The following is a 14,887-nucleotide window of genomic DNA, read 5'->3' on the forward strand; positions in this document are numbered from 1 at the left end:
ACCTGGTTATAATAACAGATTATAAGTAGGTGGATAGAAGTGAATATAGGGATAGTCGGTATTGGTGGTTACGTGCCAGAAAAACGGATGACCAATCATGATTTCGAAAAATTTCTCGATACATCTGACGAATGGATCACAAAAATGACAGGTATCAAGGAAAGACGATTTGCTGCACCAGATGAGGACACGAGTGACATGGCTGTCAGAGCTGCTGAACGTGCGATTGAAGATGCAGGCATTGATAAGAATGAGATAGATATGGTGCTCGTTGCCACGTCAACAGGCGACCACAGGTTTCCTTCTGTCGCCTGTCAGCTGCAGGAGCGTCTCGGTCTGCGCCAAGTACCGGCAATGGATCAGCTCGCGGCATGCACGGGATTCATCTATTCGATGGTGACAGCGCAGCAGTTCATACAGACAGGGGTCTGTAAATACGTCTTGGTTGTCGGGGCGGAAAAATTATCGAAGATAGCAGATATGACGGACCGGAATACCGCTATTCTCTTCGGTGACGGCGCCGCTGCGGTCGTGATGGGCCAAGTCGGCGAAGGACACGGCATAAAGGACTTTCAGCTCGGCAGTGATGGTACTGGCGGAGAGTATCTCTATGACAGAAAAGAAGACCATATGCTCGCCATGAACGGCCGGGAGGTCTTCAAGTTTGCGGTGAGAATAATGGGTGATATGGCGCAGAAGACGGTGAGTGAAGCGGGGCTTGAACCGGATGATATCGATATGTTCATCCCGCATCAAGCGAATATTCGGATCATGGAGTCGTCTCGCCAAAGACTCGGCATCGCCAAAGAGAAAATGAGTGTGACAGTCGATCGTTATGGCAATACATCTGCTGCATCTATCCCTCTGTCCTTGCTTCATGAACTCGAAAAAGGTACGGTAAAGGAAGGCAGTAAAATTGTACTCGTAGGATTCGGTGGCGGACTGACATACGGTGCCATTACAATCGTCTACGGTAAATAGGAGGATAATATGAAGAGAAGAGTAGTGATTACAGGTATAGGGGCGTTAAGTCCGCTGGGGAACGATGCACCTACCACTTATAACAATGCGATTAAAGGCGTCAATGGCATCGATTTTATTACAAGACTTGATGTCTCTGACTTCAGCGTGAAGATTGCCGGAGAACTGAAAGATTTCAACATTGAAGACCATCTGGAGAAAAAAGAGGCGCGTAAGATGGACCGCTTCACGCAGTACGGTGTAGTGGCTGCACGTGAAGCACTGAAAGACAGCGGCCTTGAAATCACAGATGATAACAGTGCCCGTGTCGGCGTGTGGGTCGGCTCTGGGATCGGCGGAATGGAATCCTTTGAGAACGCGTATGATCAGATGCTGAAGCGTGGACCTAACCGCATCAGTCCCTTCTTCGTACCGATGCTGATTCCGGATATGGCTTCAGGACAGATTTCGATTGATCTCGGTGCTAAAGGTCCGAACGGCTGTACGGTTACAGCATGTGCGACCGGGACGAATAGTATCGGTGATGCTTATCGTATCATTCAGTATGGCGATGCTGATGCGATGATAGCAGGAGGTGCAGAGGCCCCTATCACGAAGATGGGTCTCGCTGGCTTCATCGCCAATAAAGCATTATCTACTCATAACAATCCGGACGAAGCATGCCGACCTTTCCAGGAGGGACGAGATGGATTTATTATGGGCGAAGGTGCAGGGGTACTCGTTCTTGAAGAACTGGAACATGCCAGAAAACGCGGCGCGCATATCTACGCTGAAATTGTCGGCTACGGCAATAATGGCGATGCCTACCATATTACAGCACCCGCACCAGAAGGAGAGGGCGGTGCACGTGCGATGAAGATGGCCATTGAAGATGCGGGTATTACACCGGATCAGATTCAGTACCTGAATGCGCATGGTACAAGCACACCGATCGGCGACCTCTATGAAACAAAAGCGATTAAATCTGTTTTCGGGGCAGCGGCTAAGCATCTGAAGATCTCATCAACGAAGTCAATGACAGGTCATCTGCTCGGCGCAACTGGGGCTATTGAAGCCATATTGACCGCACTGGCGATTGAGAAAGGCACTGTGCCACCGACGATTCATCAATCTGCACCGGATCCGGAATGTGATCTTGACTACATACCGAACGAAGCGATTGAGATGGATATTGAATACGCATTATCTAACAGCTTAGGATTCGGCGGGCATAATGCAGTGCTCGTCCTCAAAAAATATCATGATTAACTGATAAAAGAGAAGACTCAGGGTAAAACCTGAGTCTTCTCTTTTATTTGATCAGATAGGACAGTCCGAGTGAGATGATGAGACCGGCAAGGGCGGTCACAATCATGGGAACAGTGAATGGATATTTTTCATTGCGGATCTTGACTTCCTTCTGATTATACAGCTCATCATCAGCCATCGTCTCTTTCAAGCGTCTGGGCGCAGTGACGTAGTGGAAACGTCTGAAAGAATGACCCATGATGCTGAACGCTCCGTCAGAAAACATATAGAGAAGAAGACCGAGACACAGCAATAGCATGGACAAGATAAACAGGCTATCGAGCAGATGGATAGTCGTAAAACCTCTCAGCAGCGTCAAAAGGAAACTGATAGCGAGCAGGACTGCTGCTAAGAGTGTATATATTTTAATTTTCATGATGTAACCTCCACTTAATACTCCAATATTATTGTACAGTAAAAATGATTTGATGTATAACAGTTTATCAAAGTTGAGTATGACAGTCGGATTATCGGTGATATAGAACAGGAAATCAGTTTCTAAAAGTATATATATACAATTATATAAATATATATTGATATAATAACACTTTAACGTGTTGAAATAGGATAATTTTATACATTTTAGTTCTCTCTTCTTCTAAAAAATGTATTGCCAAAAATAAGAATGTATCATTATAATGATTTTAAGTCTTTAAGATCATAGGGAATAAGAGGTGTAAGTGACTGGATTATTTTTTTGTAATATAACAGTTTTATTTTTTTAGGGCGAGTTATCAGAATAATCATGTTTTTCTGATTAAACTTCAAAAAGTAGTATGAATTTTGTGAAAACTTAGTTATGATAGTTTTTAAGCTTAACTTAAAATGAAGAAGGAGGAACTATAATGTTAAAATTTGCACTTAAAAGACTGGGATTCATGCTCATCACGTTATTTATTGTTACAACTGCAACATTCTTCTTGATGAAGTTAATGCCTGGATCTCCCTATAATGATGAAAAATTATCGGCTGAACAAAAGCAGATAGTCAATGAGAAATACGGCTTAAATGACCCTGTTGGTGTTCAGTATGTAAACTATATGAAAAACGTGGCTCAAGGAGATTTCGGTAACTCATTCCAGTATGATAACAGACCGGTCACTGAACTCATCCTTCCGCGTTTAGGCCCATCGGCTGAGATCGGGTCTTATGCACTCATCTTTGGTACAATCGTAGGTATTTTTCTCGGGATTGTGGCTGCGGTCAAGCAGAACACCTGGGTGGATTATTTAGCGACCATCTTCTCGGTTATCGCCATCTCTGTCCCTTCATTCGTCCTTGCTGCCTTACTGCAATTTTATTTCACAGTTGAATGGCGCCTGCTGCCGACAGCGGGCTGGGAGGATATCACCTATGCCATCTTACCGGCACTTGCTTTATCTGCCGGGGTTATTGCAACTATTGCCCGTTATATCCGCTCAGAGATGATTGAGGTTCTTAGTTCAGACTATATTACACTGGCGAAAGCGAAAGGGAACTCGACAAATAAAGTACTCTTTGGTCATGCGCTCCGTAACGCCCTGATTCCAATCATCACTTTAATTGGACCGATGGCAGTCGGTATCCTGACGGGTGCACTGACCATCGAAACAATCTTTGCAATTCCAGGTCTCGGAGAACAGTTCGTCCGTTCGATCCAGCAGAACGACTATCCTGTTATCATGGCCCTGACGATTATGATCAGTTTCTTATTCATTCTCGTATTATTCATTGTAGATGTACTATACGGTATTATTGATCCGCGTATCCGAGTACAAGGAGGTAAAAATTAATGGTCACTGAAAAAGAAGTCTATACACATGCCGACGTTGATCAGGAACTATCAACGAACAGAGCCCAGCCCTTTGTGCTCGCTAACCGCGAAGAGATAGATGAAGAGAAAATCGAACGTAAAAGCAGAACGTTCTGGCAGGATGCCTGGCTGCAGCTGAAAAGTAACAAAGCTGCCATTCTAGGCTTGGTCGGCCTTATTTTACTGGTGATTATGTCTCTGATCGGTCCTCACATCACATCTAACACCGATAAGATTGATCTGGATAAGACAAGTCTGCCGCCTAAGATTCAGGTGCTGGAAAAAGTACCGTTCCTACCGTTCGATGGTGTCGATAAAAATAATTATGATGCTTACAAAGAAAATAATATCAAGGAGTACCACTGGTTTGGGACAGATTCATCAGGACGTGACCTGTTCGTGCGTGTCTGGAAAGGGACGCAGACTTCGATTCTGATCGGCCTTATCGCCGCTTTCCTTGATGTCGTCATCGGTATTACATACGGTGCGATCTCAGGTTTCTTCGGGGGCACTGTTGATAACGTCATGCAACGTATTATCGAGATCATCGCTTCTATTCCGAACTTGATCATCATGATCTTATTCGTTGTATTCTTCGGTCCTAGTCTGATGACTATCATTCTGGCGATGTCTGTTACCGGCTGGATTGGGATGAGCCGTATCGTCCGCGGTCAATTCCTGAAACTGAAGACACAGGAATATGTCATGGCATCTAAAACACTGGGTGCGACAAACTGGAGCTTGATCTTCAAGCATATCTTACCGAACACACTGGGTCCGATCATCGTCACTGCCATGTTCTCTGTACCGAGTGCGATTTTCTTCGAAGCCTTCCTGAGCTTCATCGGTTTAGGTGCGCCACCACCGGCAGCATCGTTAGGAACGCTTGTCAATGACGGCCGTAAGATGCTGATGATCAATCCATATCAGATGTTCGTGCCTTCCACTATTTTAAGTTTACTGATTCTATGCTTCTACTTATTCGGTGACGGTGTACGTGATGCCTTCGACCCGAAAATGCGTAAATAACAAGGAGGAAATATAAATGGCACAAAGAATTTTAGAAGTGAGAAACCTGAAAGTTTCCTTCGACATTCATGCAGGAGAAGTACAGGCTGTCCGTGGCGTAGATTTTCATCTGGATAAAGCTGAGACGCTGGCCATCGTAGGGGAATCAGGTTCCGGTAAATCAGTCACAACGAAAGCGATTATGCGTTTACTTCCAGAGCCGCCGAGCCGTATTAAAGAAGGTCAGATTCTCTTTGACGGTAAAGACTTAGCGAAACTCTCTGAAAAAGAAATGCAGAAAGTCCGCGGAAAAGATATCTCAATGATCTTCCAGGATCCGATGACCTCCCTGAATCCGACAATGAAAATCGGTAAACAGGTCATGGAACCGCTGATCAAGCACCAGAAGCTGTCTAAAGCAGATGCAAAAGCACGTGCCTTAGATATTCTGCACTTAGTCGGTCTCCCGAATCCGGAAGGTCGCTTCAACAACTATCCTCACCAGTTCTCTGGCGGTCAGCGCCAGCGTATCGTCATCGCAACCGCCCTGGCCTGCGACCCGAAAGTCCTGATTGCTGATGAACCGACAACAGCGCTCGACGTTACCATCCAGGCACAGATTCTGGAACTGATGAAAGACTTGCAGAAGAAAATTGATACGTCCATTATCTTCATCACCCATGACCTGGGTGTGGTAGCAAATGTCGCAGACCGCGTGGCCGTTATGTATGGTGGCCAGATTGTTGAGACAGGCACGGTCGATGAAATTTTCTACGACCCTAAACATCCTTACACATGGGGTCTCCTGTCCTCCATGCCGAGCCTTGATACTTCACAGGATATGGAACTGAAAGCCATTCCGGGTACACCGCCTGACCTGATCAAGCCACCGGTCGGTGATGCGTTTGCCCGCCGTTCTGATTACGCGCTGCAGATTGACTTCGAACAGGAGCCGCCTTGGTATCAGGTTTCACCGACTCACTTTGTCAAATCATGGTTGATGGATCCACAGGCACCGAAAGTAGAGCCACCTGAAATGGTAAAAGTGAAACAACGAAATCTCCCGGGTCAATTTGACAAGCCGAGACAAGTAGAGGGGGTAAGTTTCTAATGCGTGAAGATTTAAATAAAGACCTTCATCCCGATGCAGTTGAAGAACATACAATTGAAAATGGGCCTTTAGTCGTTGAGGAGAAGGACCTAGTAGAAACAACGGATCAATATACAGAGCGTGAACTGAACAAGACCGAACTGACTGAAGCAGAAAAACGTGCTGCAGGCTATACAGAGCATTATGGCGACGGCAAGGAGAAGCTGATTGAAGTTCATAACCTGAAGCAGTACTTTAATGTCGGCAAATCCAACGAAGTAAAAGCGATTGATGATATCTCTTTTGATATTTATAAAGGAGAGACGCTCGGACTGGTTGGAGAATCAGGCTGTGGTAAATCCACGACCGGCCGCTCACTCATTAAATTATATAATGCGACAGGCGGAAAAGTTTTCTTTGACGGTACAGACATTCAGTCGATTAAACGTAAGAAAGACTTATTGCACTTTAACCGCCGCATGCAGATGATCTTCCAGGATCCATACGCATCGCTCAACCCGCGTCTGAAAGTCATGGATATCATTGCAGAAGGTATCGATATTCACAAGCTTGCGAAGAGCAAAGAAGACCGCGCAAATCGTGTCTATGAATTACTGGAGACAGTAGGCCTGAACAAAGAGCACGCCAACCGTTATCCGCACGAGTTTTCGGGCGGCCAACGTCAACGTATCGGTATCGCACGTGCACTTGCAGTTGAACCTGACTTTATCATTGCAGACGAACCGATTTCAGCGCTTGACGTGTCGATTCAGGCACAGGTGGTCAACTTGATGCAGCGTCTGCAGAAAGAGCGGGGTATCACTTTCCTCTTTATCGCCCATGATTTATCGATGGTGAAATATATCTCAGACCGTATCGGCGTCATGTATTTCGGTAAACTGGTTGAAATCGGGCCGGCAGATGCGATCTACAACAATCCGCTGCATGAATATACAAAATCACTTCTGTCAGCTATTCCATTACCGGATCCGGAAAGTGAACGGACACGCGTACGTCGCACATACAATCCGGATGTCCATGCTTATTCAGCAGATGACGTACTCGAATTACGTGAAGTCGCACCTGATCATTATGTCTACTGTTCACCGAAGGAATATGAAGTTCATAAAGCCAATTACAATCATCATGCCCAGAATGAACCAGTGGCTGAAAGACTGTGATAAATAATTGAATTTTTGAATTTATATAAATTTTAAAAAATTCTAAAAACTTTCAAAAAAGTATTGCTATACAAGAATGGTTAAAATATAATTAATACAAATCTTCTGAAAATTCAATACAGATTGATTTTCATCAAACATTAGGGGGCACACTCATGAAGAAACAAAGTTCATTATTCTTGGCATCATTAATCGCAGTTTCAGGTTTCACAGCAGCATGTTCATCAGGCGGCGGAGATAATAAAGATGCAAATAAAGACGCATCAAGCGGCTCAGGCGGCGGAGAGAAACAAGTCCTGAACTTACTGGAAGGTTCAGATATTCCATCTCTTGACTCATCTATCGCAACTGACCAAGTTTCATTCAATGTCTTCAACCAGGTCTATGAAGGTCTGTACACTTTAGACAAAGATGACAAAGCGGTGCCAGGTGTGGCAGAAGGCGAACCAGAAAAGTCTAAAGACGGTAAGACTTGGACGATCAAATTACGTGAAGACGCAAAATGGTCTAACGGCGACCCTGTTACAGCTAAAGACTTCGAATTTGCCTGGAAACGTACATTAGATCCGAAAACTGCATCTGAGTATGCCTATGTGATGTATGACCTGAAAAATGCTGAAGCAGTCAACTCAGGCAAGATGAAACCTGATGAGCTGGGTGTTAAAGCGATTGATGACCATACACTTGAAATTCAGTTAGAGTCAAATGTACCATACTTCCAAGAACTGTTAGCGTTCGGTACGTTCATGCCTCAGAATGAAAAGTTCGTCAAAGAAAAAGGGGATAAATACGGAACATCTAAAGACGATGTCATTTACAATGGACCATTCGTTCTGAATGACTGGAAAACAGAAGAAAAGTTCCAGCTGACACCTAACAAAGAGTACTGGGATAAAGACAAAGTAAAATTAGATGAAGTGAACTACACAATCGTTAAAGACCAGCAGACAGGTCTTAACCTTTACACAACAGGTAAAGTTGACCGTGTCGGTTTAACAGCTGAGCAAGTTTCTAAATACAAAAATGATCCGAACTTCTCAACTGAATTACAATCATCTACTTACTTCATGCGTCTGAATGAAAAGAATAAAGACCTTGCGAACAAAAACCTGCGTTTAGCTTTAGCAAAATCAATCGACAAAGAAAAATATGTTAAAACATTATTGAATAACGGTTCTGAAGCGACAGACAGCTTAACGCCAAAAGATTTCCTGAAAAATGAAGCAGGCGAAGACTTCCATGACGGCATCAAATCACCACTTAACTACGATACAGCTGCAGCTAAGAAAGCATATGACGCAGCGAAAAAAGAACTGGGTAAAGATAAATTTGACTTCGAGTTATTAACGTACGATGCTGATACATCTAAGAAAGATGCAGAGTACTTCAAAGATCAAATTGAAACGAACTTACCAGGCGTCTCTATCACTATCAAGCAACAGCCATTCAAACAGAAGCTTGACTTAGAATCTAAAGGTAACTACGATATCGCATTCGCTGGTTGGGGTCCTGACTATCCAGATGCGATGACATTCCTTGATATGTTTGTTACTGGCGGACCGCACAACCAGATGAACTACTCTAACAAAGAGTACGACAAACTGATCAAAGAAGGTAAAACAACGTTACTTGCTGACCCAGAAAAACGCTGGACTACATTACAAGATGCTGAGAACTTATTCTTAGAAGATGCAGCTCTCATCCCGATGTACCAACGTGGAGCGGCTCGTTTAGTTCAACCTTACGTGAAGAACTATGTGACTCACAAATTTGCTGGGGACACTACGCTTAAAGAAACTTACATCGAAGGCAAGAAATAATATGAAAGGAGCAATCAGCTGATTGCTCCTTTTTTGAATATAAAAATCACGGTCAGAAGACCGTGATTTATTTGCGTTTACGGCCGAGGCCCATCGCATTCTCCATTTTTTTCAGCATCTTATTCGCTTTTAGGCTCGCTTTCTCGGCACCGCGGTCTAAAATGGCATCCAGTTCGTCCGACTCCATATAATACTGATATTTTTCCTGGAACTGTGTGATAAAGTCTGCGACGACTTCAGCGAGATCACTTTTAAATTCGCCGTAGCCTTTGCCGGCATATTTTGATTCAAGCGCTTCAATCGTCTCACCGCTGAATATAGAGTAGATGGTCAGCAGGTTGGAGATTCCCGGTTTGTTCTCTGTATCAAATTTGACGACGCCTTCAGAATCCGTAACGGCGCTCTTGATTTTCTTCGCGACGGTGGCCGGTGGATCAAGCAGGGAGATAAAGCCCTTTGTATTGCTGTCAGACTTGCTCATCTTCTTAGTCGGTTCCTGCAGACTCATGACACGACCACCGACTTTCGGCATGCGGACTTCAGGGATCGTGAAGATGTCATTATAGCGCGCATTAAAACGTTCTGCGAGGTCTCTGGTCAGCTCAAGATGCTGCTTCTGGTCATCACCGACAGGAACGATCTTAGTGCTGTATAACAGAATGTCGGCAGCCATGAGCGGCGGATAGGTGAGCAGACCGGCAGGAATGCCTTCTTTACGGTCTTTCGCTTTATCCTTATACTGAGTCATACGCTCCAGTTCGCCGATAGTCGAGATAGATGTCAGCATCCAGCCGGCCTGCGCATGAGCCGGTACTTCCGACTGAATGAAGAGCGTAGCCTTATCAGGATCGATGCCGCTTGCGAGATAGAGTGCAGCAAGTGAACGGATATTATTGCGAAGTGCCTTCTTATCTTGAGGGACTGTGATAGCATGCTGATCGACGATGCAGAAATAGCATTCATAATCGTCCTGGATATCGACGAATTGTTTGAGTGCACCGATGTAGTTGCCGATTGTCGGAATACCACTCGGTTGAATGCCTGAAAATAAAGTTTCCATAGCGAGGCTCCTTTTCAAAGTGTTTGTTATATTGTACACTATTTCAGCCTGACGTTAAATATGACGACTTTGCGAAAAATTCTTGAAAAATGAAAATTAATTCATTTTTCTCATTTAATTCTCATTTTCTTTCATTATAATAAAGTCATAAGGTTAGCAGATGGAATTTCTGGTATCAGGTTTAATGACTTGACACGAGGGAATAGAGAATTAAATGATTCATCACTAATCTCAATTAAAACTATTAGGAGTGTGAGATGTATGGTAACATTATTTACTTCACCTAGTTGCACATCTTGCCGTAAAGCGAAAGCATGGTTACAAGAACATGATATTCCGTATACGGAGCGCAATATTTTCTCAGAAAATTTATCAATTGACGAAATAAAAGCAATTTTACGCATGACAGAAGACGGAACAGACGAGATTATCTCAACACGTTCTAAAACGTTCCAGAAATTAAATGTCGATATCGATGCGATGCCGCTGCAGGAACTTTATCAGATTATCCAGGACAACCCGGGACTCCTTCGTCGTCCGATCATCCTGGACGAAAAACGTCTGCAAGTCGGCTATAACGAAGATGAGATCCGTCGTTTCCTACCACGTAAAGTCCGTACATTCCAGCTTCTTGAAGCTCAACGTATGGTTGACTAAGCTGCCTCCTTGGAGGTAGCTTTTTTTAATCAAATTGTTAGGTTTTTACCGGTGAGTATAATACAATAATGATACTACTCATCGGTAAGGAGGTATTGGGATGAGAATAGAACGCATTAATGAGTCAACGATTAAATTTTATCTGACTTATCGTGATATTGAAGAACGAGGTTTCAGGCAGGATGACCTGTGGATGAACCGTCGTAAAGGGGAAGAATTCTTCTGGTCCATGATGGAAGAAATCAATGAAGAAGAGGAGTTTACGGTCGAAGGTCCTCTATGGATTCAGGTACATGCTTTCGACAAAGGGATCGAATTCGTTGTGACGAAGTCAAAGCATGATGATTTCCTGCACCTTCCTGAAGAAGAGACAGCTGATCAGCTTGAATATCAGGTCAATGAATATTTAAATAAAGCGCTGGAACATAACCACGGCGTAGCGGAATTACTGGATAGAGCATCAGAGACAAATACACGTAAGGAAAGCCGTGAATTAGTCGCAGAGTTCCGCAGCCTGGAAGAAGTCATTCAGTTCAGTCATGCGGACAGCATGGAAGTGGATATGGAAGACTTGCTCTATATGTATGACAACAAATATTATTATTATGTTCATTTTGACAACCGGGCTACAGAAGACGCGATGGACAACTATGTGGCGCATCTGTTTGAGTACGCGAATCCTTCTAAGATGAATCATCCGATGCTTGAGGAATACGGTAAAGTCATTATGAGTCATAATGTGCGTCGTCAAGTGAGACATTATTTCTCAGTATAATTTACACAAACTACAGAAACTTTAAAAATAAAAATGTCCACTCTCTACGATTATTAAGTAGGGGGTGTTTTTATGTTGATCGCTGTCACAGAAGCGGGCATCTATACGCATGCACATCAGGCTGATCTAAAGGTTCGCTATCGCTGTCCGGTATGTCTGAAACCCGTGACCTTGAAGCAGGGTCGCTATAAGATTGCACATTTCTCGCATCAGCGTGTGATTGACTGTCATAAATCAAGCTATAAGACAGAATCACCCGCACACCTGCAGGGGAAGCATCATCTCTATGATATGGCGAGAGAGCATCAGGTCAGTATGGAATATTTTCTGAGTGAGATCGAACAGATACCGGATATCCTGGTAGATAGGATGCTTGCCGTCGAGCTGCAGCTGTCTGTCATCCCGGTCGATGCCATATTACGCAGGAGCGCGGGGTACAGACAATTGAATATGGCTGTCATCTGGATAACAGATGATGAGGCTTTATCGCGGACAGGCGGGGCACTGAAGCTGACGGCATTTCAGCGCTCGCTCGTCACGACTGAGCGTATGCAGCTCTTCAGCTACCATAAGAGTGAGGATCAGTTCTATTGCTATCAGCTGCGTGATGTCACGCCGACACTTGCTGTGACATATGAGAGATATAAGGTGACAGGTTTTGAGTCGTTCACGCGTGAAAGAGCCGTTGTCAGACAATCTTATCGTATAACAAGAGCGCTGCAGAACAGTTTCATCAGACGCTGTCTACAGATGAAGGATGTAAGGGAACCGACACTGAGCGCCCTCTATCAGCTGGGCATCAATCACCGGACTTTGCCGTTATCTATCGGTATTGTGGTGCCGCTTCAGTTCTATATAAGGACGCATCCCATCACCTGGCAGAGTGCCCTGCTTCTGATGCTGAAGAAGAAGACTTATTCAGTGGAGCGATTTGCGGAGCAGCTGGATTATTACGGTGTGCATACGCATTTTACTGAGCATGAGCTGGCAGCTGACCTCGTCGCACAGTATTTAGCCGCTTATAAGAATTTATGCGTGCATTAATGACTGAAAAGTGAGAAAATTAAAATAATCTATTTTTTGGAGGAAAGTATATGGCTGAACTAATCACTAGAGCAGAACAGAAATTAGAAAACACATGGGATTTAACCACTATCTTTAAAGACGATGCCGCTTTTGAAGCCGCATTGAAAGAGACGGAAAGTTACATCGGGCGCGAGGAAGAAGTCAAGGGCCACCTCGGAGACAGTGCGGAGACTTTATATCAGGCGCTCCTACTGGATAGTGAGATTGATGAGCAATTAGGCAAGGTCTATACATATGCACACTTAAAGCATGATCAGGATACATCTGATGCCCATTATGCAGGGATGGAACAGCGTGCGGCCTCACTTGCTGCCAAGTTATCCAGCGCCTGGAGTTTTATGCTGCCGGAGCTGATGACGATCGACGAAAAGACAATCGCCAGCTTTATAGAGGAGAAGCCGGAGCTTGAGCGCTACAAGTTTGATCTGGAGCGTATCATGAAAAAGAAAGCGCACGTCCTGTCTGATAAGGAAGAAAAGATTTTAGCTGAGGCGAGTGAGGCGCTGTCTACTCCGAGTAATGTATTCGGTATGTTCAACAATGCTGACCTGAAATTTGAAGATGTCGCGGATAAAGACGGTCAGATGCATCCTTTATCACAAGGGACGTACAGCAAATATTTGGAGTCAGAAGACCGCGTTCTCCGCGAAAATGCATATAATGAAGTGTACCGTGCCTATGGTCAGTTCAATAATACCTTGTCGCAGACATTGAGCGGTAAAGTGAAAGCCGCGGTATTCTCTAGTAAAGTGAGACACTATGATTCGCCGCGGCAGCAGGCGCTGAGCAACAATGATATTCCTGAGGCGGTCTACGATAATCTGATCAAGACGATTCATGAACATCTGCCGCTCTTACATCGCTATACGAAGCTGCGTAAGGAACTGCTCGGCTTGGAAGAGATGAAGATGTACGATATGTACACACCGCTCGTACAGGATGAGAAATTTGAAGTGACTTATGAAGAAGCGAAGAAATGGGTACTTGAATCACTTGAACCGATGGGTGAGGAGTATACAGCTGTTATCGAGGAGGGCCTGAACAATCGCTGGGTCGATGTCTATGAGAATAAAGGAAAACGAAGCGGTGCGTATTCATCTGGTTCATATGGCACGAATCCATTCATTCTGATGAACTGGACAGATACGGTGAACAATACCTTTACACTAACCCATGAGTTCGGTCATTCAGCTCACAGTTATTTCTCAAGAAAAAATCAGCCGTCCAATATGTCGGGCTACTCGATCTTTGTCGCTGAAGTGGCCTCAACTTGTAATGAAGCGCTGCTCGCCCATCATATGTATCAGAAGCTGACAGATGAGAAGAAAAAATTATATTTACTTAACTATCAGCTGGAAGGCTTTAAAGGGACCGTCTTCAGACAGACCATGTTCGCTGAATTCGAGCACTTGATCCATACACTTGCCCAGAATAATGAGCCGTTGACCGGAGAACGTCTGAATGCGGAATATGGCAAGCTGAATCAGAAGTATTACGGCGATGCGGTGGAAACAGACGACAATATCTCTAAAGAGTGGAGTCGTATCCCGCACTTCTACTACAACTACTATGTGTATCAGTATGCGACAGGCTACAGTGCGGCATTAGCCTTAAGCAATCAGATTCTCTCTGAAGGGAAGCCGGCAGTCGAGCGTTATATAAATGAGTTCCTGAAAGCCGGCAGCTCAGATTATCCGATCGAGGTATTGAAGAAGGCGGGTGTTGATATGACAACAAGCGAACCTATAGAACAGGCCTGCAAAGTCTTTGAAACACGCTTAGATGAGTTTGAAAAATTAATCAAAAAAATGTATAACAGGTAATAAAACGCTTTCATTATGACAATAATGTGAAGTTGGATATATATTATTGCGATGATATGAAAATCATGATATATTACCAATATGAAATTTATCACATACCAAACATACCCCTTTGTTTGAGTGAAAATTTCTCCCATCCCCTTTGTTTAAAATACCGTGTATACAGACACGGTATTTTTTTTTGTCTTTTTTTAAGGAAGAGAAGGATAGAGAGAGCGATAGCCTGAGCAACGTCCCGCAAACAGGATTTGCGGGACGATACACAAGGAACCCGCAGCGCATCCTGTAAGCAACGTCCCGCAAACGGGATCTGCGGGACGATACCCG

Annotated in this window: 13 protein-coding genes; 11 read left to right on the forward strand and 2 right to left on the reverse strand. The window is 44.2% G+C overall.

Annotation, left to right across the window (positions count from 1 at the left end):
• Positions 1-39 precede the first annotated feature (39 nt).
• Together QSV55_RS03675 and fabF are read left to right on the forward strand one after the other, a co-directional pair.
• Positions 40-981 carry a beta-ketoacyl-ACP synthase III gene (locus QSV55_RS03675; protein WP_289650737.1) on the forward strand — a complete coding sequence of 314 codons (942 nt, stop codon included), beginning with the start codon at positions 40-42 and terminating at the stop codon, positions 979-981.
• Positions 982-990: 9 nt separating this feature from the next.
• The gene (gene fabF, locus QSV55_RS03680) at positions 991-2,229 is read left to right on the forward strand and encodes a beta-ketoacyl-ACP synthase II (RefSeq protein ID WP_289650738.1); all 1,239 of its coding nucleotides are present in this window, start codon (positions 991-993) and stop codon (positions 2,227-2,229) included.
• Between the two features lie 43 nt (positions 2,230-2,272).
• Here fabF and QSV55_RS03685 read toward each other — a convergent pair whose 3' ends face one another.
• Positions 2,273-2,644 carry a DUF3899 domain-containing protein gene (locus QSV55_RS03685; protein WP_133452347.1) on the reverse strand — a complete coding sequence of 124 codons (372 nt, stop codon included), beginning with the start codon at positions 2,642-2,644 and terminating at the stop codon, positions 2,273-2,275.
• Positions 2,645-3,113: 469 nt separating this feature from the next.
• Between QSV55_RS03685 and opp3b the strand changes: the two genes are divergently transcribed.
• The 5 genes from opp3b (at position 3,114) to QSV55_RS03710 (ending at position 9,159) form a co-directional block, all read left to right on the forward strand.
• Complete coding sequence (gene opp3b / locus QSV55_RS03690) at positions 3,114-4,040, forward strand: oligopeptide ABC transporter permease (RefSeq protein WP_289650739.1); 927 nt, start codon at positions 3,114-3,116, stop codon at positions 4,038-4,040.
• Positions 4,040-5,089: an oligopeptide ABC transporter permease gene (opp3C, locus tag QSV55_RS03695; RefSeq protein ID WP_289650740.1), complete on the forward strand. Its 1,050-nt coding sequence runs from the start codon at positions 4,040-4,042 to the stop codon at positions 5,087-5,089. The genes opp3b and opp3C overlap by 1 nt, the downstream gene beginning before the upstream one ends.
• A gap of 16 nt (positions 5,090-5,105) precedes the next feature.
• Positions 5,106-6,179: an ABC transporter ATP-binding protein gene (locus QSV55_RS03700; protein WP_133452344.1), complete on the forward strand. Its 1,074-nt coding sequence runs from the start codon at positions 5,106-5,108 to the stop codon at positions 6,177-6,179.
• A complete protein-coding gene (locus QSV55_RS03705; protein WP_289650741.1) occupies positions 6,179-7,339 on the forward strand; it encodes an ABC transporter ATP-binding protein in 1,161 nt (386 codons plus the stop codon). Before QSV55_RS03700 ends, QSV55_RS03705 begins: the two co-directional genes overlap by 1 nt.
• Positions 7,340-7,494: 155 nt before the next feature.
• A complete protein-coding gene (locus QSV55_RS03710; protein ID WP_289650742.1) occupies positions 7,495-9,159 on the forward strand; it encodes a peptide ABC transporter substrate-binding protein in 1,665 nt (554 codons plus the stop codon).
• 67 nt (positions 9,160-9,226) lie between these two features.
• On the opposite strand, the gene trpS is transcribed toward QSV55_RS03710, so the two are convergent.
• Positions 9,227-10,219, reverse strand: a complete 993-nt coding sequence (gene trpS / locus QSV55_RS03715) for a tryptophan--tRNA ligase (RefSeq protein WP_289650743.1) — start codon at positions 10,217-10,219, stop codon at positions 9,227-9,229.
• A 261-nt stretch (positions 10,220-10,480) separates the two neighbouring features.
• On the opposite strand from trpS, the gene spxA reads away from it, so the two are divergent.
• From spxA to pepF, 4 genes are all read left to right on the forward strand, one after another.
• Positions 10,481-10,876, forward strand: a complete 396-nt coding sequence (spxA, locus tag QSV55_RS03720; protein ID WP_289650744.1) for a transcriptional regulator SpxA — start codon at positions 10,481-10,483, stop codon at positions 10,874-10,876.
• Positions 10,877-10,976: 100 nt separating this feature from the next.
• Positions 10,977-11,651: an adaptor protein MecA gene (mecA, locus tag QSV55_RS03725; protein ID WP_289650745.1), complete on the forward strand. Its 675-nt coding sequence runs from the start codon at positions 10,977-10,979 to the stop codon at positions 11,649-11,651.
• Between the two features lie 72 nt (positions 11,652-11,723).
• Positions 11,724-12,695: a competence protein CoiA gene (locus tag QSV55_RS03730; RefSeq protein ID WP_289650746.1), complete on the forward strand. Its 972-nt coding sequence runs from the start codon at positions 11,724-11,726 to the stop codon at positions 12,693-12,695.
• A gap of 50 nt (positions 12,696-12,745) precedes the next feature.
• The gene (pepF, locus tag QSV55_RS03735; protein ID WP_289650747.1) at positions 12,746-14,560 is read left to right on the forward strand and encodes an oligoendopeptidase F; all 1,815 of its coding nucleotides are present in this window, start codon (positions 12,746-12,748) and stop codon (positions 14,558-14,560) included.
• The last annotated feature ends 327 nt before the right edge of the window (positions 14,561-14,887 follow it).

The organism is Macrococcus bovicus (genome assembly GCF_030376725.1).
GTDB lineage: Bacteria > Bacillota > Bacilli > Staphylococcales > Staphylococcaceae > Macrococcus > Macrococcus bovicus.

Excerpts from the sequence above, each read along its gene's own strand:
- fabF (WP_289650738.1), top strand. The coding sequence starts at position 991 with ATGAAGAGAAGAGTAGTGATTACAGGTATAGGGGCGTTAAGTCCGCTG.
- QSV55_RS03685 (WP_133452347.1), bottom strand. The coding sequence starts at position 2,644 with ATGAAAATTAAAATATATACACTCTTAGCAGCAGTCCTGCTCGCTATC.
- opp3b (WP_289650739.1), top strand. The coding sequence starts at position 3,114 with ATGTTAAAATTTGCACTTAAAAGACTGGGATTCATGCTCATCACGTTA.
- opp3C (WP_289650740.1), top strand. The coding sequence starts at position 4,040 with ATGGTCACTGAAAAAGAAGTCTATACACATGCCGACGTTGATCAGGAA.
- QSV55_RS03700 (WP_133452344.1), top strand. The coding sequence starts at position 5,106 with ATGGCACAAAGAATTTTAGAAGTGAGAAACCTGAAAGTTTCCTTCGAC.
- QSV55_RS03705 (WP_289650741.1), top strand. The coding sequence starts at position 6,179 with ATGCGTGAAGATTTAAATAAAGACCTTCATCCCGATGCAGTTGAAGAA.
- QSV55_RS03710 (WP_289650742.1), top strand. The coding sequence starts at position 7,495 with ATGAAGAAACAAAGTTCATTATTCTTGGCATCATTAATCGCAGTTTCA.
- trpS (WP_289650743.1), bottom strand. The coding sequence starts at position 10,219 with ATGGAAACTTTATTTTCAGGCATTCAACCGAGTGGTATTCCGACAATC.
- spxA (WP_289650744.1), top strand. The coding sequence starts at position 10,481 with ATGGTAACATTATTTACTTCACCTAGTTGCACATCTTGCCGTAAAGCG.
- mecA (WP_289650745.1), top strand. The coding sequence starts at position 10,977 with ATGAGAATAGAACGCATTAATGAGTCAACGATTAAATTTTATCTGACT.
- QSV55_RS03730 (WP_289650746.1), top strand. The coding sequence starts at position 11,724 with ATGTTGATCGCTGTCACAGAAGCGGGCATCTATACGCATGCACATCAG.
- pepF (WP_289650747.1), top strand. The coding sequence starts at position 12,746 with ATGGCTGAACTAATCACTAGAGCAGAACAGAAATTAGAAAACACATGG.